The organism is Micromonospora sp. CA-269861, from assembly GCF_050948505.1.
Taxonomy (GTDB): domain Bacteria; phylum Actinomycetota; class Actinomycetes; order Mycobacteriales; family Micromonosporaceae; genus Micromonospora.
This window is the reverse complement of record NZ_CP192014.1, coordinates 2,694,658-2,720,118: the sequence shown is the minus strand read 5'-3', so window position 1 is coordinate 2,720,118 and position 25,461 is coordinate 2,694,658. Positions and strand designations below refer to the sequence as shown.

The 25,461-nt window shown below is 70.9% G+C and carries 23 protein-coding genes; 7 read left to right on the top strand and 16 right to left on the bottom strand.

Translation table 11 applies throughout. The annotated features are described in order from the left end of the window. Positions 1 to 149 precede the first annotated feature (149 nt). From ACQP0U_RS12510 to ACQP0U_RS12500, 3 genes are all read right to left on the bottom strand, one after another. Positions 150 to 1,442, bottom strand: a complete 1,293-nt coding sequence (locus tag ACQP0U_RS12510) for a glycosyltransferase family 4 protein (protein WP_433318556.1) — start codon at positions 1,440 to 1,442, stop codon at positions 150 to 152. A 245-nt stretch (positions 1,443 to 1,687) separates the two neighbouring features. Beyond that, the gene (gene katG / locus ACQP0U_RS12505; RefSeq protein WP_433318553.1) at positions 1,688 to 3,964 is read right to left on the bottom strand and encodes a catalase/peroxidase HPI; all 2,277 of its coding nucleotides are present in this window, start codon (positions 3,962 to 3,964) and stop codon (positions 1,688 to 1,690) included. Further along, positions 3,961 to 4,416, bottom strand: a complete 456-nt coding sequence (locus ACQP0U_RS12500; protein ID WP_433318550.1) for a Fur family transcriptional regulator — start codon at positions 4,414 to 4,416, stop codon at positions 3,961 to 3,963. Before ACQP0U_RS12500 ends, katG begins: the two co-directional genes overlap by 4 nt. Before the next feature lie 198 nt (positions 4,417 to 4,614). On the opposite strand from ACQP0U_RS12500, the gene ACQP0U_RS12495 reads away from it, so the two are divergent. The 3 genes from ACQP0U_RS12495 (at position 4,615) to ACQP0U_RS12485 (ending at position 7,628) form a co-directional block, all read left to right on the top strand. Continuing rightward, complete coding sequence (locus ACQP0U_RS12495) at positions 4,615 to 5,022, top strand: YciI family protein (RefSeq protein WP_433318547.1); 408 nt, start codon at positions 4,615 to 4,617, stop codon at positions 5,020 to 5,022. A gap of 8 nt (positions 5,023 to 5,030) precedes the next feature. Beyond that, positions 5,031 to 6,176 (top strand): RNA polymerase sigma factor, encoded by a 1,146-nt coding sequence (locus ACQP0U_RS12490; protein ID WP_433320788.1) that lies wholly within the window; start codon positions 5,031 to 5,033, stop codon positions 6,174 to 6,176. A 429-nt stretch (positions 6,177 to 6,605) separates the two neighbouring features. Beyond that, positions 6,606 to 7,628, top strand: a complete 1,023-nt coding sequence (locus tag ACQP0U_RS12485) for a glycoside hydrolase family 11 protein (protein ID WP_433318544.1) — start codon at positions 6,606 to 6,608, stop codon at positions 7,626 to 7,628. A gap of 65 nt (positions 7,629 to 7,693) precedes the next feature. Here the strand turns inward: ACQP0U_RS12485 and ACQP0U_RS12480 are convergent, their stop codons facing one another. The 9 genes from ACQP0U_RS12480 to ACQP0U_RS12440 all read right to left on the bottom strand — a co-directional run bounded on the left by ACQP0U_RS12480 (position 7,694) and on the right by ACQP0U_RS12440 (position 16,960). Beyond that, complete coding sequence (locus ACQP0U_RS12480) at positions 7,694 to 9,109, bottom strand: serine/threonine-protein kinase (protein WP_433318542.1); 1,416 nt, start codon at positions 9,107 to 9,109, stop codon at positions 7,694 to 7,696. A 126-nt stretch (positions 9,110 to 9,235) separates the two neighbouring features. Beyond that, positions 9,236 to 10,129: an SGNH/GDSL hydrolase family protein gene (locus tag ACQP0U_RS12475; RefSeq protein ID WP_433318540.1), complete on the bottom strand. Its 894-nt coding sequence runs from the start codon at positions 10,127 to 10,129 to the stop codon at positions 9,236 to 9,238. Between the two features lie 124 nt (positions 10,130 to 10,253). Beyond that, positions 10,254 to 10,928 carry a DUF6891 domain-containing protein gene (locus tag ACQP0U_RS12470; RefSeq protein ID WP_433318538.1) on the bottom strand — a complete coding sequence of 225 codons (675 nt, stop codon included), beginning with the start codon at positions 10,926 to 10,928 and terminating at the stop codon, positions 10,254 to 10,256. A 75-nt stretch (positions 10,929 to 11,003) separates the two neighbouring features. Further along, on the bottom strand, positions 11,004 to 11,618 hold the full coding sequence (locus tag ACQP0U_RS12465) for a dihydrofolate reductase family protein (RefSeq protein WP_433318536.1): 615 nt from the start codon (positions 11,616 to 11,618) through the stop codon (positions 11,004 to 11,006). A gap of 544 nt (positions 11,619 to 12,162) precedes the next feature. Beyond that, a complete protein-coding gene (locus ACQP0U_RS12460; RefSeq protein WP_433318534.1) occupies positions 12,163 to 13,248 on the bottom strand; it encodes a hypothetical protein in 1,086 nt (361 codons plus the stop codon). A gap of 48 nt (positions 13,249 to 13,296) precedes the next feature. Beyond that, positions 13,297 to 13,749, bottom strand: coding sequence for an OsmC family protein (locus ACQP0U_RS12455; protein WP_433318532.1), 453 nt, complete (start codon positions 13,747 to 13,749; stop codon positions 13,297 to 13,299). Positions 13,750 to 13,774: 25 nt separating this feature from the next. Beyond that, on the bottom strand, positions 13,775 to 15,514 hold the full coding sequence (locus ACQP0U_RS12450; RefSeq protein WP_433318530.1) for a multicopper oxidase family protein: 1,740 nt from the start codon (positions 15,512 to 15,514) through the stop codon (positions 13,775 to 13,777). Then, positions 15,511 to 15,960, bottom strand: a complete 450-nt coding sequence (locus ACQP0U_RS12445; RefSeq protein ID WP_433318528.1) for a DUF6220 domain-containing protein — start codon at positions 15,958 to 15,960, stop codon at positions 15,511 to 15,513. The genes ACQP0U_RS12450 and ACQP0U_RS12445 overlap by 4 nt, the downstream gene beginning before the upstream one ends. 10 nt (positions 15,961 to 15,970) lie before the next feature. Further along, positions 15,971 to 16,960 (bottom strand): carboxymuconolactone decarboxylase family protein, encoded by a 990-nt coding sequence (locus ACQP0U_RS12440; protein ID WP_433318526.1) that lies wholly within the window; start codon positions 16,958 to 16,960, stop codon positions 15,971 to 15,973. A gap of 143 nt (positions 16,961 to 17,103) precedes the next feature. On the opposite strand from ACQP0U_RS12440, the gene ACQP0U_RS12435 reads away from it, so the two are divergent. The 4 genes from ACQP0U_RS12435 (at position 17,104) to ACQP0U_RS12420 (ending at position 21,344) form a co-directional block, all read left to right on the top strand. Further along, positions 17,104 to 18,234 carry a sensor histidine kinase gene (locus tag ACQP0U_RS12435; protein WP_433318524.1) on the top strand — a complete coding sequence of 377 codons (1,131 nt, stop codon included), beginning with the start codon at positions 17,104 to 17,106 and terminating at the stop codon, positions 18,232 to 18,234. 25 nt (positions 18,235 to 18,259) lie between these two features. After that, positions 18,260 to 18,922, top strand: a complete 663-nt coding sequence (locus tag ACQP0U_RS12430; protein ID WP_433318522.1) for a response regulator — start codon at positions 18,260 to 18,262, stop codon at positions 18,920 to 18,922. A 106-nt stretch (positions 18,923 to 19,028) separates the two neighbouring features. Then, entirely contained in the window at positions 19,029 to 19,742 is a 714-nt protein-coding gene (locus ACQP0U_RS12425; RefSeq protein WP_433318520.1) for a hypothetical protein, read from the top strand. A 75-nt stretch (positions 19,743 to 19,817) separates the two neighbouring features. Further along, on the top strand, positions 19,818 to 21,344 hold the full coding sequence (locus ACQP0U_RS12420; protein ID WP_433318518.1) for a gluconokinase: 1,527 nt from the start codon (positions 19,818 to 19,820) through the stop codon (positions 21,342 to 21,344). Here the strand turns inward: ACQP0U_RS12420 and ACQP0U_RS12415 are convergent. From ACQP0U_RS12415 to ACQP0U_RS12400, 4 genes are read right to left on the bottom strand one after another with little or no spacing between them, the layout of a single operon-like run. Further along, on the bottom strand, positions 21,322 to 22,212 hold the full coding sequence (locus ACQP0U_RS12415) for an ABC transporter permease (RefSeq protein WP_433318516.1): 891 nt from the start codon (positions 22,210 to 22,212) through the stop codon (positions 21,322 to 21,324). The two genes, ACQP0U_RS12420 and ACQP0U_RS12415, sit on opposite strands and share 23 nt — an antisense overlap. Further along, positions 22,212 to 23,105, bottom strand: coding sequence for an ABC transporter permease (locus tag ACQP0U_RS12410; RefSeq protein ID WP_433318514.1), 894 nt, complete (start codon positions 23,103 to 23,105; stop codon positions 22,212 to 22,214). Before ACQP0U_RS12410 ends, ACQP0U_RS12415 begins: the two co-directional genes overlap by 1 nt. Continuing rightward, entirely contained in the window at positions 23,102 to 24,214 is a 1,113-nt protein-coding gene (locus ACQP0U_RS12405) for an ABC transporter ATP-binding protein (protein WP_433318512.1), read from the bottom strand. Before ACQP0U_RS12405 ends, ACQP0U_RS12410 begins: the two co-directional genes overlap by 4 nt. Beyond that, entirely contained in the window at positions 24,211 to 25,431 is a 1,221-nt protein-coding gene (locus ACQP0U_RS12400; protein ID WP_433318510.1) for an ABC transporter substrate-binding protein, read from the bottom strand. Before ACQP0U_RS12400 ends, ACQP0U_RS12405 begins: the two co-directional genes overlap by 4 nt. Between the last annotated feature and the right edge of the window lie 30 nt (positions 25,432 to 25,461).

Below are 25,461 nucleotides of genomic sequence, written 5' to 3'. Positions count from 1 at the left end.
GCCGCTGCCGGGCGCGGCCAACCGATGTCCTCCCGGCACAAGATCGGTTCAATCTAGTCCTGTCACCCTGACGGCAGAAGGGGCCGTTGCGCCGACTGCCGCGTCCTCCGCGGGGCCGACCCGACGCTCCCCCGGCGAACGCCGCCCGGTCAGTCGGCGGCCACCGCGAGTCGTGCCCTGGCCCGTCGGCCCGGCGCCGGGGCCAGGCGCAGGTAGAGGCGCTCCAACTCGCGGGCGGCGGTGTCCCAGCTGTACCTCCCGGTGACCCGCTCACCCAGTGCCACGGCGCCGGCCCGTTCGCCAGGCAGGTCGGCGAGCAGCGACGTCAGCACCCGGACCAGGTCGTCCTCGTCGCCGTCGCGGAACAACCGCCCTCCGGCGGCGTCGGACCTCAGCACCTCGACATGCGGTGCGATATCACTCGCGACCACCGGCAGCCCGTACGCGGCCGCCTCCAGCAGCGTCAACGGCAGTCCCTCCAACCGGGACGGTTGAACGAAGCCGGCGGCCCCGGAGTACAGCTCGGCGAGCAGGTCGCCGTAGGCGAACCCGGTGAAGACGATGCGGTCGTCCGCCCCGGCTTCCCGGCGCAGCCGGTCCACGAAGTCGTCGGTGAACGACGACCCGCCGACGATCGCCAGGCGCATCGGGGTCTCGGTGCGGCGGAAGGCCCGGATCAGCAGGTCGGCCGCCTTCTCCGGGACCAGTCGACCGACAAGCAGCAGGTAGCCGCCGGGAGTCAGCCCGAACCGTTCCTCGATCTGACGGGTCCGCGCCGGTCGGGCCGGGTTCACGCCGTTCGGGATATAGGTCGTCGGGCTGCCGAACCGGGTGCCGTAGTGGGCGGCGAGCCCCTGGGAGACCGCCACCCGCTGGTGCGGGACGTACCCGCTGAGCCAGTGTGCGCTGCCCAGCACCGCCCGCGCGGCGAGCCCCCACTTGCCCCGCTGGTTGTCCAGCCCGTGCACGGTCAGCACCACGCGTGCGCGGGACAGGGCGCGCGGGAGGGGGGCGACCAGGGCCGGCCCGAGCCCGTGGTAGTGCACGATGTCGGGCCGCGCGGTCATCGCCGCGATGGTCGAGGTCGCGGCGTGCACGATGGCGTCGAGGTGCTTGCTCGCGATCGTGTGGGTCTGGCGCAGCCGTACGCCCCGGTAGCCGTCGGCGGGTGTCTCGCCGTAGCTCCGGCGGCAGTAGACGGTGACCTCGTGCCCGTAGCCGGCGAGCCGACTGGCCATCTCCTCCACGTGCCGTTCGATCCCGCCGTAGGTCGCCGGTATCCCCTTCTGGCCGATCATCGCGATCCGCAGCGGACGCCAGGCCGTACCGGTGTCGGCGACGTCCGCTCCGGACGACCGACTGGAGACCACCCGCTGTCGGGGGATCGCAGGGCTTCCGGCGTGCTGGTCCACTTCCTCGGCCTGCAGGTCGGGATGGGCCACGTTGACTCCCTGCGTGACTAGGTCCGCGCCCGCCGCCCGGGCAGGGTCAACACCTTGCCATGGATGGGCCCGTCCGCCAGCTGATCAATAAGACAGGAAAATCATCCATGGGATTCATTGCGGAGGGAATGGCACCGGGGTGACATCGAGGTGGACGGTGCCGGGGCCGCGTCGAACGGCACGCAGAGGGCGACGAGCCCCGGTCGATCAATGCTGGATCGGCCGGGGCTCGTCGGTGGTACCTGTCAGGCGAGATCGAACCTGTCGAGCTCCATGACCTTGGTCCAGGCGGCAGCGAAGTCCGCCACGAACTTGTCGCGGGCGTCCTGGCTGGCGTAGACCTCCGCGAGGGCGCGCAGCTGCGAGTTGGACCCGAAGATGAGGTCGACCGCGGTGGCGGTCCACTTCACCTCATCGGTGGCCAGGTCGCGGATCTCGTACACGTGCTCGTCGGACTTCGACGCGCTCCACCGGGTACCCGGCGAGAGCAGGTTGGCGAAGAAGTCGTTGGTGAGCACGCCCGGCCGGTCGGTGAGGACACCGTGCTGGCTGCCGCCGACGTTGGCGCCGAGGGAGCGCAGACCGCCGATGAGGACCGTCATCTCCGGCGCGGTGAGGTTGAGCATGTAGGCACGGTCGATGAGCAGCACCTCCGGCTGGGTCTTCTCGCCGGCGCGCAGGTAGTTACGGAAACCGTCGGCGCGCGGCTCCATGACCCGGAACGAGTCGGTGTCGGTCTGCTCCTGGGTCGCGTCGGTGCGGCCCGGACGGAACGGCACTGTCACCTCGACGCCGGCGTCCCGCGCGGCCTTCTCCACGGCCGCCGAACCGGCGAGCACGATCAGGTCGGCGAGCGAGATGCGCGCTCCACCAGCGGCGTTGAACTCCTGCTGGATGCCCTCAAGGGCGGTCAGGACGGTCGCCAGCTGCTCGGGTTGGTTGACCTCCCAGCTGCGCTGCGGCTCGAGGCGGATGCGCGCCCCGTTGGCACCGCCGCGCTTGTCGGTGTGCCGGAAGCTCGCTGCGGAGGCCCAGGCGGTGGAGACCAGCTGGTCGACAGTGAGACCGGACTCCAGAACCTTCGCCTTCAGGGTGGCGACGTCGGCGTCACCCACCAGCTCGTGGTCGACGGCCGGCACCGGGTCCTGCCACAGCTGCGGCTCGGCCACCCACGGCCCGAGGAAGCGCTCGATCGGGCCCATGTCGCGGTGCAGCAGCTTGTACCACGCCTTGGCGAAGGCCAGCGCGAACTGGTCGGGGTTCTCCAGGAAGCGGCGGGAGATCTTCTCGTACGCCGGGTCGACGCGCAGCGACAGGTCGGTCGTGAGCATCGTGGGCCGGTGCTTCTTCGCGGGGTCGAAGGCGTCCGGAATGATCGCCTCGGCGTCCTTGGCGACCCACTGCTTCGCGCCACCGGGGCTGGTGGTGAGCTCCCACTCGTAGCCGAAGAGGATCTCGAAGAAGCGGTTGCTCCACTGCGTCGGCACGTCGGTCCACGTCACCTCGAGACCACTGGTGATCGTGTCGCCGCCCTTGCCGCTGCCGTGGTTGCTCAGCCAGCCCAGGCCCTGCGCCTCAAGCGGGGCACCCTCGGGCTCCGGGCCCACGTGGCTGTCGGCGACGCCGGCACCGTGGGTCTTGCCGAAGGTGTGACCACCGGCGATGAGGGCAACGGTCTCCTCGTCGTTCATCGCCATCCGGCCGAAGGTCTCGCGGATGAAGTGCGCCGCCGCGGCCGGGTCCGCGTTACCGCGCGGGCCCTCCGGGTTGACGTAGATGAGCCCCATCTCGGTCGCGCCGACGCCGGCGGCCATCTCCTTCTCGGAGGCGTAGCGCTCGTCGCCCAGCCAGGTGTCCTCCGGACCCCAGAAGATCTCCTCGGGCTCCCAGACGTCCTCGCGACCGAAGCCGAAGCCGAAGGTCTTGAAGCCCATCGACTCCAGGGCGACGTTGCCGGCGAGCACGAGCAGGTCGGCCCAGGAGATCTGCTGGCCGTACTTCTGCTTGACCGGCCAGAGCAGCCGGCGGGCCTTGTCCAGGTTGGCGTTGTCCGGCCAGCTGTTGAGCGGCGCGAACCGCTGACCGCCGTCGCCGGCGCCACCCCGACCGTCCTCGATGCGGTACGTGCCGGCGGCGTGCCAGCTCATCCGGATCATCAGACCGCCGTAGTGGCCGAAGTCGGCCGGCCACCAGTCCTGCGAGGTGGTGAGCACCTCGACGATGTCGCGCTTGAGGGCCTCGACATCGAGCTTCGCGAACTCCTTGGCGTAGCTGAAGTCCGCGCCCAGCGGGTTGCCCTTGGACGAGTGGGCGTGCAGCACCGAGAGGTCGAGTTGGTTGGGCCACCAGTCCCGGTTGGTTCGCGGACGACCGCCGGTCTTCGGGGTCGGCGAGTCGATCGCCGGGTTCTCACTCTCGCTGCCGTGCGCGGTCACCGAGTCGTGCGCGACCGGGCAGCCGGCCGCTGCCTTCTGGTCCACGCCCTGCGCACTGGTGGGGCCGTTGTCCTGGGTGTCGCTCATGTGCTTCCTTCCGAGCTTGCGGATCTCTGGGGCGTGCGTTCGGTCGCGCAGTCGGGGCAGGTGCCCCAGTAGACGACCTCCGCCTCGTCGACCACGAAGCCGTGGTCGCCCGAGGCGGTGAGACAGGGGGCGTGGCCGACGGCACAGTCGACGTCGGCGATGGCGCCGCAGGAGCGGCACACGACATGGTGGTGATTGTCCGAAACCCGGGACTCGTAGCGGGCGGTCGCCCCGGCGGGCTGGATGCGCCGCACCAGACCGGCGTCGGTAAGCACCCGCAGCACGTCGTAGACCGCCTGGTGGGAGACCGTGGGATGATCCGCGCGGACCAGCCCGATCACCGCGTCGGTGCCGATGTGCGGGTGGTCGCGCAGCGCCGCGAGCACCGCCAACCGGGGCCGGGTCACGCGCAACGAGACAGCACGTAGCTGTGCCTCGAAGTCGGACATCACGGGTACGAACACTAGCTCACTATTTTGGAACGAATCAAGTTTTGCGCCACCCGAGGTACCCCAACGGTGGACGATTCACCCGAGGTTAACCTGCTGGAGGAAAAAAACCGGACAGCCATGTCGAGAAGTGCTGACCAGCTTCGTCCCCGAAGTGAACGCGACCACGACGGGTCGCAGCCAGCACCAAGGAGCATCACGATGGCCAAGTACCTGCTGCTCAAGCACTACCGGGGCGCCCCGGCCGCGGTGAACGACGTGCCCATGGCCCAGTGGACGCCGGCGGAGATCACGGCCCACGTGCAGTACATGCGCGATTTCGCGGCCCGACTCGAGGGGACAGGCGAGTTCGTCGACGCCCAGGCACTCGCCGCCGAGGGGACGTTCGTCCGGTACGACGGCGAGGGCCGCCCGCCGGTCACCGACGGCCCGTTCGCCGAGACCAAGGATCTCATTGCCGGCTGGATGGTGATCGACGTCGACAGCCACGACCGGGCCGTCGAGCTGGCCGGGGAGCTGTCGGCCGCCCCCGGGGCAGGCGGGAAGCCGATCCACGAGTGGCTCGAGCTGCGCCCGTTCCTGAGCGAGCCGCCCACCATCACGGAGTGACGACTCCGATGGATGAGACGCTGCTGCGGAACCTCACGCCGAGCGTCATCGGGATCCTCGTCCGCCGCGGAATCGACTTCGCGGCGGCCGAGGACGCCGTGCAGGACGCGCTGGTCGAGGCGGTCCGCGTCTGGCCGGCCGACCCGCCGCGCGACCCGAAGGGCTGGCTGACCACTGTGGCGTGGCGACGGTTCCTCGACACGGCCCGCGCCGACGCCGCCCGCCGTCGGCGTGAGGATCTGCTCGACGAGGAGCCGGCGCCCGGGCCCGGGCCCACGCTCGACGACACCCTTCAGCTCTACTTCCTGTGCGCCCACCCGTCGCTGACGCCGTCGTCCGCTGTCGCGCTCACGCTGCGCGCCGTCGGCGGGCTGACGACCCGTCAGATCGCCCAGGCCTACCTGGTGCCCGAGGCGACCATGGCGCAGCGGATCAGCCGGGCGAAGCGCACCGTCTCCGGGACGCGGTTCGACCGACCCGGGGACGTCGCCACCGTGCTGCGCGTCCTCTACCTGGTCTTCAACGAGGGTTACTCCGGCGACGTGGACCTCGCCGCCGAGGCCATCCGGCTCACCCGGCAGCTCGCAGCCGCGATCGACCACCCTGAGGTGGCGGGGCTGCTCGCCCTCATGCTCCTGCACCACGCCCGGCGCGCCGCCCGGACCGCGCCCGACGGCGCCCTGGTGCCGCTCGCCGAGCAGGACCGCAGCCGCTGGAACACCCTGTCGATCGCCGAGGGCGTCGAGATCCTGCAGGCGGCCCTCGCCCGCGACCAACTGGGTGAGTTCCAGGCCCAGGCCGCCATCGCGGCGCTGCACGCGGACGCGCCGACCGCCGCCGAGACCGACTGGGTGCAGATCGTGGAGTGGTACGACGAACTCGCGCGCCTGACCGAGAACCCGGTCGTCCGGCTCAACCGCGCCGTGGCGGTCGGTGCGGCCGACGGACCCCGGGCCGGCCTGCGGGCGCTCGCGGCGGTGGACGACGCGCTGCCCCGGTACACGGCGGTGGCGGCGTACCTGCACGAGCGCGACGGCGACCTGACAACGGCGGCGCGCCTGTACGCCGAGGCGGCTCGGCAGGCTCCCAACCTCGCCGAACGCGAGCACCTGACCCGCCAGGCCAGCCGGCTCAACACCCTCGGGCACGGCTGACCCGTCGCGCATCGGGGGGCGCCCGCTCCACTCCGCTCGCACTCCCGGTAACCGTGGCCGGAAGTCTCCGGAAATTTCGGCGGCCTTCACCCGGACCCCGATCGGCCATCGAGAGTCCGCGATGACCGCCCTGACCTCTGATCGACTACTGACCTGTATGGATGCCGCTCGGCGATGACAGCGGCGTTGCAGCCCTGTTTCCGAAAATTGTTGACAAGTGGACGGCCGGGTTAATACGGTCCCCATCGACGACACTCGATTGTCGTCGGCGCCAGCCACCACGACCCACTTCTCCGGTTGTCGTGCAGGACGACCGGCCCACCACCACCGAGCGGTACGACGCCGTGGCCGACACCTGACCACCGGCAGCCTGCCGAGGCGTACCGCGCCGCTGGCCCCCGCCAGCCGTCACGAGGAGGCAACAGTTCCATGACCGACACCAGCTTCACCAAGCCGAGAAGGCGCGGCCGCATGCGGTTGCTCCTGGGTGCCGCCTGTGCCGCCGTCGTGGCGGTCGCCGGCACGATGACCGCCACCAACGCGTACGCCGAGGCCGACCGGACCCTCACCTCGAACCTCACCGGCACGCACAACGGGTACTACTTCTCGTTCTGGAAGGACAGCGGCAACGCCAGCATGACGCTGCGCGCCGACGGCCGATACACCAGCAGCTGGGACAGGAGCACCAACAACTGGGTCGGCGGCAAGGGTTGGGCCACCGGCAACCGGCGGACGGTCAGCTACTCGGGCAGTTACAACCCGGGCAACAACAACACCTACCTCGCCCTGTACGGATGGACGCGCAACCCGCTCATCGAGTACTACGTGGTGGAGAACTTCGGCACCTACAACCCGAGCAGCGGCGCGCAGCGGATGGGCACGGTCACCACCGACGGCGGCACCTACGACATCCTCCGCAGCCAGCGGGTCAACGCCCCGTCGATCGACGGCAACCAGACGTTCTACCAGTTCTGGAGCGTCCGCCAGCAGAAGCGCTCGAGTGGCACCATCACCACCGCCAACCACTTCGACGCCTGGGCCCGCGCCGGCCTGAACCTCGGCAGCAACCACAGCTACCAGGTCATGGCCACCGAGGGCTACCAGAGCAGCGGCAGCTCCGACATCACCGTCCGCGAGGGCGGTGGCAGCAACCCGACGTCCGGGCCCACCACCGGCAATCCGGGGACCGGCAGCTGCAACGCGACGATCTCCGCCGGTCAGCAGTGGGGTGACCGGTTCAACCTCAACGTCGCGGTCAGCGGCACCAACAACTGGGTCGTCAGCCTCGGCCTCGGCGGCGGCCAGAGCATTCAGAACAGCTGGAACGCCTCTGTCAGCGGCAGCAGTGGCACCGTCACCGCGACGCCGAACGGCAATGGCAACAACTTCGGCATAACGGTCATGGCCAACGGTAACTGGACCTGGCCGACGATCAGCTGCCGTACCAGTTGACAGTGCGCAACTCCTGACACCACCTCTGGCGTGGCGGCCGAGGCCGCCACGCCAGACTGGTGTCGCTAGACCTCCGGTGCCGCAGTCTGCTCCGCTGCCGGCGCTCCCGGAGACGGCTTCTTCGTCTCCTCCGCCGCCGGCTCCTCCTCGGGCTCCTCCGACGCCGTCCCGGTCGGTGCCGGCGTCGTTCCACCCGTCGGGGCCGTGGTCGGGTCCGCCTGGGGGCTCTCGGACGAGGTGGGCTCGGACGCACCCCCGCTGCTGTCGCCGGGCGGCGTCGACTGGCCGACCGGCCCCGTACCCGCCGAAGCACTGGCCGTCGGAGTCGGGGAGCCGGACGCCCGGACCGGCAGGCCCGCGGAGTTGCGGGTAGCGGGTTCTCCGCCACCGACGCCGGGGCCGGGCCCGCGCTGCGACGGGCCCGTCGGCGACACCGCCGGTGGCGTCGACGATCGCCCGCTCGGGCCCGTCATCATCCCGATGGGATCGGCTAACACCAGGACCGCCGCCGCGGCGGCCATCGACCCGAGAACCACTGCGAGCACCTTCGGCCCGGGGCTACCCGGACGCTTCGCCGCGCCGCCGACGACCGAGCCCTGGACGTCCGTGCGGTCGACCGGCGCGCCGACAGCCGTCCGGACCAGTTGCAGGGACGGATCCGCGAGCATCTGGGCCGCGGTCGCCATGGTCGCCGCCGTCGCGAAGCGGCGGGTGGGTTCCTTGGCCATCGCGGTGGCGACCAACCGCTGGACCGCCTCCGGAACGTCCTCGGGCAGCGGCGGCGGCTCCTCTTCCAGATGCCGCAGCGCCACCGCGACCGCGTTCTCGCCCTGGTGCGGAGGCCTGCCGGCAAGACAGTGGTAGACCACCGCACCGAGCGCGTAGATGTCGATCGCCGGGGTGGTCTCGCTCCTGGTGACCTGCTCGGGTGCCATGTAGAGGGCGGTCCCGACGACCTGGTTCGTGCCGGTCAGGCTCGCCGCCTCCTGGGTCACCGCGACGCCGAAGTCGACGAGGACCACGTGCCCGTCCGGCTCGATGATCAGGTTGTTGGGCTTGACGTCCCGGTGCACGACGCCGGCGTCGTGTGCGGCCTGAAGCGCACTGGCGGTCTGCGCGGCGATCGACATCGTCTCGGCCACACCCAGCCGGCCCACCTCGGCGATCCGCTCCGACAGGGGTTGCCCCTGCACACACTCCATGACGATGTACGCGAGGACCGGCGCGTCGGACCGGGACACCTCACCGTAGTCGTAGACCTGCGCGACACCCGGGTGACGCAGGGCCGCCATCGCCCGGGCCTCGCGACGGAACCGTTCACCGAAGCCGGGATCGGTGACCAGCCGAGGTCGCAGCATCTTGATCGCGACGCCGCGGCCCAGGGTTTCGTCGACCGCGCGCCAGACGTCACCCATTCCACCGCTGGCGATGCTCTCGACCAGACGGTAACGGTTTCCGACGACTTCCCCCACAATCGGCATGACACCGTCGGTACCCCGGACTCCTCGATCTCAAGCACCGCGACGCCGGCCGAGCTCCTCATCGCCGTCCGCGGCAGCTGGCCCCGCCGCTTCCGACGGGGCCAGGTCGACCGATCGCGGGTCCGGTCAGCTGTTCAGCCTGGCCAGCAGGGCGGTGGCCATGCCCTGCTCACCTCGGGCGTTGGGGTGGAACGGCGCGGCCGAGTTCTGCGGCACCAGGCCCTCGATCCAGCGGGTGCCGCTGCCCTTGCACGCGTCGCGGCCGATCGACGGGGTGTAGACGTCGGCGTAGGTGGCGCCGTTGGCGCTCGCGGCGCTGGCCAGCATCGCGTTCAGTGACTTCTCGATGGCGCGCAGGTACGGCACGTCCTGGTAGGCGATCGGAACGACGGGCCAGCAGCCGTAACCGGTGTCCGGCAGGATCGCCGGATAGCCGAGCACCACGACCCGCGCGCCCGGAGCGGCCTGGCGGACCGCCTGCAGCACCGCGGTGACCTTCGGTGTGGCGGCGACGATCCGCGCCTGCAACTGGTCGACGCCTCCGGCGGTGTACCGGTTCTTGCACGGAGATCCGAGCGGGCTGCTGACGCTGGCCTCCGCACAGTCGCCGATGATGCCGGAGAAGCCGATGTCGTTGCCGCCGATCTGCACCGTCACCAGCGCGGTGTTCGACGTGACCGCGTTGAGCTGCGGCGGCAGCGTGATGCCCAGTTGGCCGCTACCGCCGTAGAGGATGTCGTCAGTGGTGGCGCCGGAGCAGCTCACGTCGGCAAACGACGACGAGCCGGCGGACGCCGCCACCAGCGACGGGTAGTTGCGGTTGGACCGCAGGCAGTTGAGGTCGACCTGGGTGGGGATCAGCGGGCCGGCGGTGTACGAGTCGCCCAGCGCGACGTAGCGGCCGGTGGGCACAGCGGCGCTGGCGGGTGTGGCGACGGTGAGCAGCACGCCGGCGGTGGCGAGGGCGAGTGCGGCCAACCGGGTGGCTGCCCGCAGGAGGGGCAGGCGGGGACGGGTCATGGCGCCTCCCAGGAGGGATCACAGGGGTGGTGGTGCCCGAGATCCTGTCGCCGCCGAGGTCAGACGTCAATATCGATGAGCCTCACTAAATGCCTGCCCGAAGTGTGGGATGAATCGGTGGCGGTCAATCAAGCGGCGCATACCACCGGGCGCCGGTGACCCGGATCCGCCGGGACTGCTTGCGATTCCACTCCACCCGCATGCCGTGCTTGCGGAGCACCGGGAACGCGATCTCGTCCAGCAGTCGTTCCAGGTCGGCCTGGTAGCCGGCCTGCTGCTCGGCCTCCGACAGGGCGGCGTAGGCAACCTCGTCGAAGTCCGCCGGGGGGTAGGCGCCGTAGCCGAGATACACCTCGCCGTCCTCGCTGGCGAGCAGCGACTCGGTGTCCTGCTGGTGGTACCAGAGAAAACCGTGCCAGTGCCGGGAGTCGTCCCGCTCGTCGTGGATCTCGGCGTTCGCGCAGGTGCCACAGCAGCTGAAGTTCTCCCGGGCCAACACCCCCAGCTCGTTGAGCTCGACGAAGGCACGGGTGAGGTTGCCGCGCACCTCACCCCACTCGCGCTGCTGCCCCCGCCGAACAGCCAACGCCGACTCGTACGCCGCCCTGAGCTCGTCGTCCGTGGCGCCACAGCGCTCGTCGGCGTCGTCGAAGAAGTCGACGAACTCGTCCGCGTCGGCCTCACCCCGCACGACCCAGGCCCACAGCTCGCCCTCGATGGCGGCGCGGCCCGGCTCGGGGATCCGGTCGGTGAGGAAGCTGACGCCGGCAGGGCGATCGTTGTACGTCCACTCAGTCACGACGAGATCTTCACATGGGCGTACGACGAGACCGGTCCGAGAACGACAGGCGCGGCGAAGGTCCCGAAACGCGCACTAGTTTCCGGCCGGCACCTGGTCCCTGACCTCGTCGTAGCCGACCGGCTTCGGCGCCGCGGTCGGCGCGTAGATCACGCGAAGAACACCCGTCGGGAAGGCCTCCGAAGCCACGAGTCGCAGGTGATACGCCGGGTCGCCCTCGTCGAACAGCTTGCGGCCCTTCCGCGCGGCCACCGGATGCACCAGCAGGCGCAGCTCGTCGAGCAGGCCCGCGGCCAGCAGTTGCTGCACCACGGAGATCGACCCGGGGATGAGGATTCCCTTGACGCCGGCGTCGGCCTTGAGCGCGGCGACGGCGTCGAGGAGGTCCCCGTTGATCAGCTCCGAGTTGCGCCAGGAGAACTCCAGCGGCTGACGCGAGACGACGACCTTGCGTACGTCGCCGAGTCGCTTGGCGAGCGGCGCGTCGTCCTCACCCGCGGCCTCACGGTCGGGCCAGGCCCCGGCGAAGCTGTCGTACGTCTCGCGGCCGATGAGCAGCACATCGGCGGTGTCATAGTCCTCGGTGACGGCGCGGCCCATGTTCTCGTCGAAGTACGGGAAGTGCCAGTCAGGATCGATCTCGGCCACGCCGTCGGCCGAGATGAACAGGGTGGAGATGACAGTTGCCATCGCGGAGGCCCCTTCGAGTCGGGTGATGTCGGTGGATCGACCGGCGCATCATCCCAAACTCGTCGGCCACAGGCCCGTCCCGATGACGCATGTCGTATTCCGTCTTCGCCAGCCGTACGCGTCTGACTAGGGGAGCACGAACAGCGCGGGCCGTGGAAGACCTGCCATGAGCGGCCACGCACCCCCTGCCGATCACCGAAGACGGATTGCCGTTTCCACGGGAGAGCTCCGCTTGACACGACGTGGACATACTGAGGGCGTCAGTCAGTTCGCAGATAGCTGCTGACCCTCGTGGCGATTCAACGGTGGGGGGTACGAGATGCGATGGCTCATCGTCCTGATTGCAGTATTGGTGGTCATCTCGGCAGTCTGGCTGTGGCGCCGATCCCGCAGCATGTCACCCGACGCCGACAGCCGAATCCGTGATCTCCGGGCATCGGCTGACGCCCGGACGCGGCTTGATGAACACCGCAATCCCTCCCCGGGCAGCGCCGGAAGCGGCAGCGGCGGCGTGGGTGGCGCCATCGGTTGACCTCACCCTGCCTCAGACGACCGTGAGGGTGAGGACACCGAACTGGTCGCCCCGCTGCACGAAATGCGGCAGATAGAACTTCCACGTCACCGTCAGCTCGCGCCCGGCACGCATCGAGGCCGGCACCTCGGCGACCATCTCGAACACGGCGCTGCCGCCGGCGGGGATCTGCGTGAGCGGTCGACAGTTCAACCGGTACAGCTGGGCCGAGTTCACCGCGTCGTTGGTCGCGTCGCCGAGAGAGAACCGCTCCATCAGGTAAGCCGGACAGGGATCCAGCGCGAGGGGCCCATCGGTCGGATTGCCGAGCGTCACCCGGAAGGTGGCCCGCGATCCGGCCACTGCGGTTGACGGCCCCTGCACGGCGACGGTGAGCTGGTCGAGCGGCGAGGACGGCGGCCTCGACACCACCGCCGGCTCGGTGAACCCGCTCGCCGACAGCGTCCCCCGCGCCCGGGGGTTGACCCCCTCCCCCTGCGGACAGGCCGGACGCTCCTTTGCGGTGACAGGTGCGCGCAACGTGCCGCCGTCGTGCGGCAGCTCGATCGCGAGCTCCAACGGCCCGCCGGTCGGCCGACAGAATGGCCCGGACCAGTCCAGGCGCAGGCTGGCGTGGCCGCCGGCAGGCACGGCGACCACCCGGGTCTGGCCCTCCTCGTTGATGCCGTGGGTGTAGAGCATCGGGATCTCGCGGCCGCCGGTGCGCATGGTGGTGGGCACCTCGCCCTGCAGGGTGCACTCCACCGTCGACGAGTTCCGCACGTCCACCTCGCCGATCAGTTTGCCGATGGCGCTGTCGAAGCCCCGGGGCGTCTCACCGCCGGTGCCGGGCCGCGTCCACTTGGTGAGCCGGCCGGTCAGTTGCTCCGCGCGGCACGGCTCACTGCCGGCGGCCGGCTTCCTCGGCTCGGCGGGGCGGCCGTTGAAGTCCTCATCCGTGATTTTCAGGTCGGCCCAGGGGACGCTGCCGTCGGCGAGCAGTTCGGTGGGCACCGGCTCCGCGACCGTCGGGGCCGGGCGACCCGGCTGGGCGTTCGGCTCGGCGCACGCCACAGCCACGGCGAGGACGATCAGCAGTGGCACCATTAGTCGACGCATGCCGTCACCCTCACACGAACGGACGGCACCTGACCTGAGTAGCCGTGCTCAGCGATGATCGGTCTCCGCTGGGCCGGGGGCGTCGGCGATCGACACGGGAGTGCCGAGCTCGACGGTACGAGAGACGGTGCACAACCTGTCGTGCGACTGCTGCAGCGACCGGGGCAGCGCCGCACGGGCCTGGTCGCCGTCCGCGCCGTCGGGGAACGTCACGGTGAACTCGACCCGCAGGTTGCGCATCCGGTTTCCGCCGGCCTCGTCGCGGATCTTGTCACCGGTGACGGCGACGGTGAACTCGGTCGGCTCGGCGCGACGGCTGGTGATGTGGTCCACGTCCACCGCGGTGCAGCCGCCGATGGCGGCCAGCAGCAGCTCCACCGGCGTGAAACTGCCGTCCTCACCCGTGCCCAACGACACCGACCCGCCACGGACATTGCGCACGACGTAGTTGCCCAGGCTGGTGCGCTCGATCTCCACCGAGCGGAAGGTGTCGTCAGTCATGACAGGAAACTACCGGTATCCGCGATCAGGAGTACATGAGATGCAGGGTCATCCCGGCGTCAGCGTGCGCCAGGTTGTGGCAGTGGTTGGCCCACATTCCCGGGTTGTCGGCCCGGAACGCCACCTTCCACACCTCGCCCGGACGGACGTCGAACGAGTCCAGCCACAGCGGGCTTCCGCCCGCCGGCTTCCCGTCGCGGGCCAGCACCAGGACGTGGTGGCCGTGCAGGTGCCACGGGTGCACGGTCTGCGACCGGTTGACGATCGTGAACAGCACGACGTCGCCCCGGCGTACGACCTGTGGAGGGATGTCCGGGTCGGCCGCGCCGTTGACGGTGTGGGCGTACCTCGGCAGCAGTTTGCGGAGGTCGAGGCCGCGGTCGAGGACGAGGGTGAACGTCTTGTCGAACCGGGACCAGGGCACCGGGGCGGTCGCGCCGTAGTCGAGCGGATCGAGCACCGGCCAGCCGCCTGTCGCCGTCGACACCGGGCCGGTCGAGTAGACGGCCCGTCCATCGACGAACAGCGCCACCGGGGTCGCCGGCGCGTCGAAGACCAGGTCGTAGCGGCCTCCGGCCGGGATCAGCACGGCGGTGTCGACGAGCGGGGTCGGGCCCCGTAGATCGACGCCGTCGATCGCGGCCACCCGGAACGGGGTCCCGGCCAGGGCATAGCGGTGCGTGGTGCTGTCGGTGTTGATCAAACGCAACCGCACAGGTACGCCGGCCTCGACCTGTTCCACTCTCGCCGCCGGCAACGGGCGGCCCGCCAGGGTGTGCACCGGCACTGTGACGTCGTGGCCGGTCACCGGCCCCGGCCGCACCACCAGCACACCGTAGAGACCCATCCGCACGCCGACATCGGAGGCCGAGTGCGTGTGGTACCAGTACGTCCCGGCCTGATCGGCGCGGAACCGGTAGACGAACTCCTGCCCGGGCCGCACCGCTGCCTGCGTCACCCCGGGCACCCCGTCCTGGTCGTTCGGTACGTCGTACCCGTGCCAGTGCAGCGTGACGCCGCGCTTGATGTCGTGGTTGCGCAGCGTCACCTCCAGGACGTCGCCGACGGTGGCGGTCAGCTCCGGTCCCGGTACCTGCGCGTTGAACGCCCACGCCGCGACGTCCCGGCCGCCCGCGTTCACCGTGGCGGTTCCGGCGGTCAGGGTGAACCGCCGGGTGGGTTCGTCGGAGATCCGGGCCACCGGAAAACCATGATCATGCGGTGTGGTGGGCGCGGTGCCCGGGGCGGCGGTCAGCCCGACTCCGGTCACCAGCGCCGCGACCGCCACCACGAGGGCCAGCCGGGACACCGTCCGGGACGGGCGCGCGCCGAGAGCGCGCCCCGAGATCACCGTCGCCGCGACGACCCCGGCGACAGCGAGCAGCCCCGCGCCCGCAGCCGCCGGATAGCCGTGCAGGATTGTCACGAGCAGGGCACTACTCGTTGCGTACCCGGCGAAGAGCAGCGGGACCGCGGCGGCCCGGATGTCGCCCGGGGCCCGCAGCAGCCGCGGACCGGCGACGCCCACCGCCGCGAGCGACAGGGGCCCGGCGATGAGGACCTTCTCCGCGGCGAACCACCAACCGGCGCGGGCGAGGGCGGTGATCGTGATCGCGCGGGCGAGCGTGGCGAGCAGCGCGACGGCTGCCAGCGCCAGTGCGAGCGGGCGACGTCGGGTGGCGGACGCCGCGCCACCACCCAGCCAGGCGGCGGCCGCGAGGACCGCGATCACGAGGTCGACCACGAGCAGCGATCCGGTGGTCATGCCGGCTCCGTTTCCCGGACGGCCACCCGGGCGTCGGTCGGCGCCAGGCCGGCCAGTTTCCGCGCCGCCCGATGGACGCCGACCACGACGTGCACCGCGATGATGCCGTTGAGCGCGTGCAACCCACCGATGGTCAGGCCGAGCGGAGTGCTGACGCCCGACGCGTCGGTGGACGCCTCGGCGAGCATGGCGATGAGCGGCTGGAGGACGACGAGGCCGATCGGCAGGATCGCCAGTGCGATGAGCCGGCCCGGCGCCTTCGCCAGCGCGGCGAACAGGGCGGTGACCACTGTGAGAATCGGGATGACCACCATGCCGTTGACGCTGTGCAGCGCGTACGCGTCATCGCCGGTGGGTCTCGTGAACCCGCCCACGGCGGCGAGCACGAACTGCAGGGCGAACACGACGAGCAACAACAGGCTGATGACGACGAATGCCTTGCGCATCGGTTACCTCCTAGCGGTGCGCCGAGGCGAGGGCCCGGGCGACGTGGTCGGTGGCGGTGATCGCCCCGTAGGCGACCAACCGCACGAGGTCGGCGTCGGCCGGGTGGGAGAGCCGCCAGAGGGCGACGTCGCCCGGGCTGATCGCGCTGGGCGCGAACGCCGCCAGCAACGAGATCCGCGTACCGATGCGGTCCACGCCCGGCACGTCCCGGACCAGGTCGACGGCCCAGTCCGCGGGCCGGACCGGGACCCGCCCGTCCTCCCAGCGCACGGTGGCCTCGACGGTCTGGCGGGCCACGTCGCCCAGCAGCTCCCCACCCCGGCCGGCGGCGATCCGCAACGACGCGTAGGCGACGCCCACCGGGCTGTCCCCCGCCCAGGCCGGTGCTGCCGTCACGTCGGCGTCGAGGAGCGGGAGGCTTCGGCCGGGCTCCTTGCGCTCCCGGGCCGCCCTGGCGTAGAGCCGACTCCCGACCGAGCGCACCAGTGGGGAGCGTTGCAGGCCGCCGGGGAGCAGATCGGGGCCGAGTAACGCTGACACGACCCGGTTGATGAAGTGGAAGGCGAGCAGGGTGCCGGTGATCTCCACGCCGTACGGGCTGGTCCAGTCGGTGGCTCTGGGGCTGCGGCTCGCCTGTGCCCAGCGGACGATCTGGGCGTGCCTCGGCTCGGGCGGCGTCTCGCCCCGGGCGACGGCCTCGGCCAGCTTCGGTGCGCCCAGCGCCTGCAGCAGCAGCACGTGGGCGTCGACGCAGAACTGACAGCGGTTGGCCCGGGACAGCGCAGCCGCGACGAGTTCGCGTTCCACCCGGGGCGCGTCCCCGGCGAGCAACGCCTCCCGCATCAGCGCCCAGGTCGCGGCCAGCACCTCCGGCACGGCCGAGAGCGCCTGAAAGGTCGGCAACGGCCCGAGAAAGTCCTCGCGCATCTGTTGGTAGACCGCCGCGGTAGGGCCGGTGGCGGCCCTCGGCGTGGTGGGGGTGAAGAAGCGGTATGTCATGGGCTCGATGCTGGTGGCGACGGGCCGGGAAAACGTCGTTCCACCGCAGACACTTGGCGCGCCACCGATACCGCGCCCGCAGTACGCCCAGGTACCACGCGCGCCGGATGCTCCACTGACGACCGCCGTTCTACAGTGCGACCATGCGCCGCGACCTCCCGTACGCCCTCGGCGGCCTCGCCCTCGGCGTCCTCCTGCTCGGCAACGCCGTGCTCACCCCGGACGCGGCGACTGTCGAGGTGCTCGACGTCGCCCTGGTCCTGGCCATGGTGGTGGCCCTGGCGGCGTGCCGGCGCTACCCGGTGGTGGCGCTCGGCGTGGTCACCGTCGCCATGCTGGCCGTTCACGTCCGCGTACACCCGGGGGTGTCCGCCGCGTTCCCCGTCCTCGGCGCGGTCTACGTCACCGCCTGGCAGGGGCGCCGATGGGCTGCCGCTGTGGCCAGCCTCGCCTTCCTCGGAAGCTTCCTGGCCCGCGACATCTCGATGGCGCCGGCCGGCCGGCCCGGCCAGTTGGTCGCCGAGCGGACGGCCCTGCTGCTGGGCTGGTTCGTGGCCGCCAACGTCGCCGGGCTTGTCGCGCGGCAGCACCGGGCGTACCTGGAGCAGGTCGAGCAGCGAGCGATCGAGGCCGAACGCACCCGCGAGGAGATGGCGTTGCGGCGCGCCGGGGACGAACGCCTGCGCATCGCCCGCGACCTGCACGACTCCCTGACCCACAGCATCTCGGTGATCAAGGTGCAGGCAGGGATCGCCCTGCACCTGGCCCGCAAACACGGCGAGGAACCGTCGGCCACGCTGCTGGCGATCCAGGAGGCCAGCGGCGCCGCGATGCGGGAACTACGCACGACCCTCGACGTTCTGCGCGCACCCACCGACGTCGATCGTGTCGGGCTGGCCCGGGTGGACGAGTTGGCCGAGCGGACCCGGGCGGTCGGCGTACCGGTGCAGGTGACAGTCAGCGGTCAGAGCCGGGACCTGCCCGACGAGGTCGACCAGGCCGGGTACCGGGTCATCCAGGAGGCCCTCACCAACGTGGCCCGCCACGCCGGGCCGGCGACCGCGCACATCCAGGTGGAGTACGCCCCGGCGGGGCTGACCGTCGCGGTCACCGACGACGGTCAGGCGTCGCCGGCTGAGCCGCTGACCCCGGGCGTGGGCCTGCGTGGCATGCGGGAGCGGGTCAGCGCACTGGGCGGCACGCTGCGGGCCGCCGCGCACGACGACCACGGCTTCACGGTGCGGGCCACCTTCCCGCTGGACGACCCGCGATGACCGTCCGCCGTGGGGAGGCGCCGGGATGATCCGAGTGCTGATCGCCGACGACCAGGCGCTGATGCGGGCCGGGTTCCGGGCGCTGCTCGACGCCGAGGAGGACCTGGAGGTCGTCGGTGAGGCGACCGACGGCACCTCGGCGGTCCACCTGTCGCGGTGTCTGCGCCCGGACGTCGTCCTGATGGATGTGCAGATGCCGGGTCTCGACGGCATCGAGGCCACCCGACGCATCGCCGCCGATGCCGACCTCGCCGCCGTCCGCGTTCTCATCCTCACCAACTACGGGCTCGACTCCTACGTCTTCACCGCACTCCGCGCGGGCGCCAGCGGCTTCCTCCTCAAGGACGCCGACCCCGCCGACCTGCTGCACGCCATCTCGGTCGTCGCGCGCGGCGACGCGCTCCTCGCGCCGACCGTCACCCGCACGCTGATCAGCGAGTTCGTGGCCGGCCCGCCGCCCGCGGTGCCGACGGCAGGACGCGACGTGCTGACCCCACGGGAACAGGAGATCGTCGAACTGGTCGCGCGTGGGCTGACCAACGAGGAGATCGCCGGACGCATGGTGATCAGTCCGCTGACCGCCAAGACACACGTCAACCGGGCGATGACGAAGCTGCACTGCCGCGACCGGGCCCAACTTGTGGTGTGGGCGTACGAGTCGGGGCTGATCACGCCACGTCGTCGGTGATCGCCGTCCCCGGGAGCGGAGTCGATCGGCCCCCTTGGGAACATGAGGGAGGGACGACGCACTAGCATTGCCGCCGTCCGCGACGGCTCTGCTGAATCGAGGCGACATGCGTTGGCTCCGTCGGTTGCTGGGCGGTAGGCGGGTCCAGCTCGACCCGGGACGCCAGCAGGCGCTGCTGCACGACGTCCAGTCCCGGTACGGCCCCCACGCGCGGATCCGGTTCAACGAGCAGGTCGAGGCGCTCACCGGTTCGCTCGACAGCGACGACGGCCTGGTGGTGGCGACCCGGATCGTGAGTCAGGTCGCCGATGAGGCCCACGTGGACCTCCAGGCCCAGGCCCAGGAGATCCACCGACGGACGGGCCGGCGTCTGCTGGTGCACCGCCGCAACTACCGGCCGCTGTGGAAGGAGGCGGGCCCGGCCCTGCGCTGGCCGCTGTTCGCGTTGCCGTGCGGCTTCCACCCGTACGCGCAGGTGGCCGCCGCGGTCACTGTGGTCGGCAACCGGGCACCCCGGCTCGACCGGGTGACCGACCCGAACCCGTTGGTGACCCGCGTGTTCGAGGTGCTCGACCTCACCACCTCCGGTTGGGAGTACGGCCGGGTGCGGGTGGACACCGACGCCGCCACCCTGGCCAATCGACTGATCGTCAGTGCCGGGCAGGTCCTCGCGGCCATGGACGACCCGCCGCGACTGCCGCCCGCCGTCCGTGAGCTGATGCGTCGCAACAACACCGTCGCCGTGCACGACCCGGCCAGCGCACGGGCGGTCGGCGGGATCAACCTGGGCGCGCGGATGCGTGAGGAGTTCCTGGTCTGACAGTGGCCGAGCGCCACGACGACAACTGCGCGCAACCGCTTGCCGGCCCGCCGAAGACCGCTCGACCATCTGTGGATGGGGCCGGAGCGTCGGGTGATCATCGGAGTCGACGTGGGCACCACCGCCGTGCGGGCAGCCGCGTTCGCGCTGGACGGCAGCGCACGGCACGTCGTGACGCGGAAGTACCCGCTGCTCGAGCCGATTCCCGGCTGGCAGGTACAGGAGCCGGACGTGCTCGTGGCGGCCACCCTGGCCGCGGTGTCCGCGTGTGTGGCCGGCACCGCCGGGGCGGAGGTGGTCGCCCTCGCGTTGAGTTCCGCCAGGTACGGCCTGATCGGGCTGGACGCGGCGATGACGCCGGTGACGCCACTGCTGACCCGCCGCGACACCCGGTCGTCGGAGGCGGCCCGCGAGTTGCGGTTGTCCGGCCAGAGCCGGGAGCTGCACCGGTTGACGGGCACGCCCGTGCACCCGATGAACCCGCTCTGCAAGCTCCTGTGGTTCGCCCGCCACGAGCCGTACCTGTGCACGGCGACGCGGTGGTGGATCGGCCTCAAGGACTACCTGGTCCATCGGCTCACCGGGATGCTGGTGACCGAGTTGTCCTCGGCATCCGGCACCGGGATGTTCGACCTCCGCCGTCGGCTGTGGAGTGCCGCCGTACTCGATCTCGCCGGGGTGTCCGAGAGTCAGCTCCCCCCGGTCCTGCCCACGACGGCGGTGTTGCGGCTGTCGCCGACGGCCGGGCGCGCGGTCGGCCTGCCCTCCGGCACACCTGTCGTCGTCGGCGCGGGCGACGGTCCGTTGCGGAGTCTCGGCGCGGCGGCTATCGACCACACCGTCGGTGGCCTGACGCTCGGGGCCACCGGCGCCCTGCGGACGGTCGTCAAGGCCCCCCTCACCGACCCGGCCGAAACCTTCTCCTGTGCTGCGCTGACCGACGACGCGTGGGTGGTCGGCGGGGCGGTCAGCAACGGCGCCAACGTTGTGCGGTGGGCGGGACGCGCCCTCGGCGCGGATCGTGCCACGCCCGCGCTCCTGGACCTCGCCGAGCGGATCGCACCGGGCAGCGACGGTCTCGTGATGCTCCCCTATCTGCGGGCCGACGAGGCTCCGCCGGAGGGCTGCGCCCCGCCGGGCGCGTTCCTGGGACTACGCAGCGAGCACTCGCGCGGGCACCTGATCCGGGCCGCCGTGGAGGGCGTCTGCCTGCAACTCGGCGGTGTACGTGACCGGCTGGCCGAGCTGACGCCGATCGGTAGCGTCCGCCTGACCGGCGGCGCCTTCCGGTCACCGCTCTGGCGCGAGGTGATGGCGGCGGTCCTGGACTGTCCGGTGCAGGTGGCGGTGACGGCCGACCACGTCACCCTCGGCGCGGCGGCCCTCGGGCTCTTCGCGATCGGCCACACCTCCGATCTCACGGAGGCGGTCACCCAGCTCGACTCCGGGGTCGTCGGCGGCGAACCCGTCGCGGTCGACCCGGCTCTCGCCGCGGCCTATCGCGGTCTGCGGACGAGGCTGCCCGCGCTCATCACTGTCGCGGGTCGCCTCGGCGAGATCCTCGACGCCGGCGCCGGCCTCAGTGCTCCGGCTCGTCCCTGACCCGCGCCACGAGCTGGGTCGGGTTGACGTAGCGCAGCGCGACGACGAGCAGGACCAGCATCATCGAGGTGTAGATGACCGCCATGGCGTCGACCGACTGCTGGGCCCTGATCCCGGACGCGGACATCGAGTAGTAGAGCGCCACCACGAGGGTCTGCGAGTCGGGCCCGGCGGTGAGGAAGGTGAGCTCGAACATGCCAACGGTCCGGACGAGCACGAGGATCGCGGAGGCGAGGATGCCCGGCACGAGCAGCGGGGTGAGGACCCGGAGGAACACCGTCCGCAGGCCCGCTCCGCACATGCGCGCGGCGCTCTCGATCCGCGGGTCGATCTGCTCGATGAACGGGGTCATGGTCAGGATGACGAAGGGCACCGACGGTACGAGGTTGGCGAGCACCACCCCGGACATGTGCCCGGCCAGGCCGAACTTGTACAGGACCGTCGCCAGCGGGATGCCGTACGTGATCGGGGGCATGAGGATGGGCAGCAGGAACACGAGGAAGATCAGTCGTTTGCCGGGGAACGAACGCCGCGCGAGGGCGTAGGCGGCCGGCACGCCGATCACCAGCGAGAGGCCCACGACGAGTACGGAGACCTCAAGCGTCACGACGATGACCTGCAGGAGCGCGAACTCGTCCCAGGCTCGGGCGTACCAGCTGGTGGTGTAGCCGTCCGGGAGCCAGGTGTCGAACCAGCGCTGGCCGAACGAGCTGACCAGCACGGACGCCACCACGCCCAGCAGGTTGAGGAAGAAGAAGATGACGACGCCCCACACGACCCAGGCGGCCGGTCGCGCGGCGATGCGCCGCCGCCGGTCGGTGCTGGTGGCGGGGGGCCGCGCCGGTGGCGCCTGGGTGGTCGTTGCCATCAGCCCTTGCCTCCGGTGGAGCCGGTGTAGAAACGGCTGCGAGCGGCCAGCACCACAGCGATGATGACCAGCTCGACGAAGCCCATGATCATGGCGATCGCCGACGCGTACGGGTAGTCGTACTGCTCGTAGGCCGCCTGGTAGGCGGCGAGGGAGATGACCCGGGTCTCACCGGCCGGGTTGCCGACCAGGACCGCCGACGGGAACACACTGAACGCCAGGACGAACGTCAGGCAGAAGGTCGTGGCGAGGCCGGGCATCAGCAGCGGCAGCGTGATCCGGGTGAACCGACGACGCCAGTCCGCGCCGAGCGTCGCGGCCGCCCGCTCCAGGGTCGGGTCGATGCCGGACAGGTACGACAGCACCAGCAGGAACGCGAACGGGAAACCGGTGATCACCAGCGAGAAGAACACACCCCAGTAGTTGTGGGTCAGCCGCACCGGCTCGTCGACCAGGCTCGTGGCCAGCAGGATCCGGTTGAACCAGCCGGTCGGGCCGAGGAAGTTCAGCAACCCCTGCGCGGTCAGGACCGTACCGAGCGTGATCGGCACGACCAGCAGCGTGGTGACCAGCCGCTTGCCCCGGAACCGGCCGCGCATCCGGTAGGCGATCGGCACCGCGGCGAGGACGTTCAGGAGCGCGGCGGGCAACGCGATCCGTAGCGTGATCCAGATCGTGCCGCGCTCGTAGGAGTCGGAGAAAAAGCGGGCGTAGTCGCTGAACGGCCCTCCCCTGGTCGGCTGGAACGAGAGCGTCAGCCCGTAGAAGAACGGGTAGAGGAACAGGGCGATGACGAAGACCAGCGCGGGCACCAGCAACCAGAGCTGACGATCGACGCCCCGCTCGGCGAGACGGTGCTGCCAGTGCGTCAGCGGCCTTCCCTGCCCGCTCACCGCGTCGTCCCCGAGGCCTCCGCGAGGCGGTCGGTCTGCGCCGGCGCGTCGGCGGGATAGACGAGCAGCCGCTGCGGGTCGACGGCGAGCTTGACCTGGTCGCCCGGGGCGATCCGCTGCTCGGTCCGCAGGTGCAGCAGCAGCCCGTTGTCGGTGCGGGCCTCGGCCGCCAGCTCGCGGCCCTGGTACTCCACCACCTCGACGGTCGCCGACATGGCGTTGCTGGCCTCGCCGGGCCCGTCGACGCGGATGTCCTCGGGGCGTACCGCGACCACGGCGTCCGCCCGGATCTGGAGATCTCCCACCACCTCGCCGAGCAGGCGGTGGCCGGACGACTCGACGGTGGCCCGGCCGCCGTCGAGCTGTTCCACCCGCCCACGCCACAGGTTGCGGTACCCCATGAAGTCGGCGACGTGCCAGTTCGCCGGCCGGGTGTGCAGCTCACGCGGCGAGCCGATCTGCTGCACCCGCCCCTCCCGAAGCACCACCAGCCGGTCGGCCAGGGAGAGCGCCTCCTCCTGGTCGTGGGTCACGTAGACGGTGGTGAGCCCCAGCGACTGGTGCAGCCGGCGGATCTCGGTACGCATCTCCAGGCGCAGCTTCGCGTCGAGGTTGCTCAACGGCTCGTCCATCAACACCAGGGACGGCTCGAACACGACGGCGCGGGCGATGGCGACGCGCTGCTGCTGACCACCCGAGAGCTGACCGGGCAGCTTGTCGACGTGGTCCTCCAGTCGCACCAGCCGCACCGCCTCCTCCGTACGCCGGCGCGTCTCCTCCTTGGGCAGCCGCCGCATCCGCAGCCCGAAGGCGATGTTCGCCCGGACCGTCAGGTGCGGGAAGAGGGCGTAGCTCTGGAACACCATGCCGAAGCCGCGCCGCTCCGGAGGCAGCGTGTCGATGCGGCGCTCGTCCTGCCAGATACTCCCTGCCGTCAGCGGCAGGAGCCCGGCGAGGCAGTTCAACGCCGTCGACTTGCCGCAGCCGGACGGGCCGAGCAGGGCGATGAACTCCCCCGACTCGATCGTCAGGTCCAGCTCGGTGAGGGCGGCTTGGCCGCCGAACCGGCGGGACACCCCGTCCAACCGCAGTTGGGAGAAGGCGCTCATCCCTGCTTGACCTTCCCGCCGCCGATCTCGCGGTCCCACCGGCTGAACGCCGCCACCAGACTCTTCGCGTCGAGCGGCACCTCGGTGGGGTTCCCGGCGATCAGCGCGTCGTACTCGGGGCGACCGAACTCCCGGATCGCGTCCTGGCTCTTCTGCGGCGCCGAGGAGAGCTGGACCTCCTTGATGGCCGGGCCCGGGTAGAAGTAGCCCTCGTCGTACGCCTTCGCCTGCTGTTCAGGAGTGAGTATGAACGCCAGCAGGGCCAGCACCGCGGCCTGGGTGTCGGTCGACACGCCCTTGGGCATGACGGCGTAGTGCGCGTCGGTGACCCAGTGGAAGCCGTCGATCGGGGTGATCCTGGCCTCCTTGGGCACCGTGCCGAGCACCCGCGGGTTGATGTCCCAACCGGTGGTGCTGACGATCAGGTGCGCGGTGCCGTTGGCGAGGTTCTTCATCGTCTCGGTGGTGCCGGACGGGTAGTAGTCGACGTACTGGCCCAACTCCTTGAGGAAAGCCCACGTCTTGTCCCAGCCCGCGGTGGGGTCCTTCGGGTTCGTGTCGCCCAGGATGTAGGGCAGCCCCATCAGGAACGTCCGGCCGGGGCCGGAGTTGGCCGGCCGGGCGTACTGGAATTTCCTGGGGTTGGCCTTGGCCCACGCGAGCAGCGCTTCCGCGTTGGTCGGCGGGGTCGCGAGGCGCGACGGTAGGTATTCCAGCAGCGGACCCGACGGGTAGTAGGTGACGGTGACACCCGCGTTGCCGGCGAGCTTCTGCATCGCGGCGGCCGGCTCCAGGTAGTCGCGCATGCCGCCGAGACGGTCCTGGAAGGTCGGCAACACGTCGATCCAAAGCCCCTGCTCGATCCCGGCGGCCAGGCCGTCGACGCCGGTCAGCACGAGACCGATGTCCACCCGGTCCGCACCCTGCTGGGCCTTGATCTTCCCGGCCAGCTCGGGCGCCGGTGCCTTCGAATAGGTCACCCGGGAGATCACGTCGGGGTTCTTCGAGACGAACTCGTCGATCATCCCCTGGGTCAGCTGGAGGTTGCCCGCCACGTCGAGGACGTTGAGCGTGACGGCCTTGCCCGGCCGCTGTGGCACCTCGCCGGTGGCGTCGCCAGTGGTGTCCCCGGGAGCCTCGGGTGCCCCACACCCGACCGCGCCCACCAGGAGCGACGATGCCGTGACCAGGAGAGCGCCGCGCCGCGAGATACCCATGAGCCGTTCCCTCCGCCAGGTGTCGTCCCC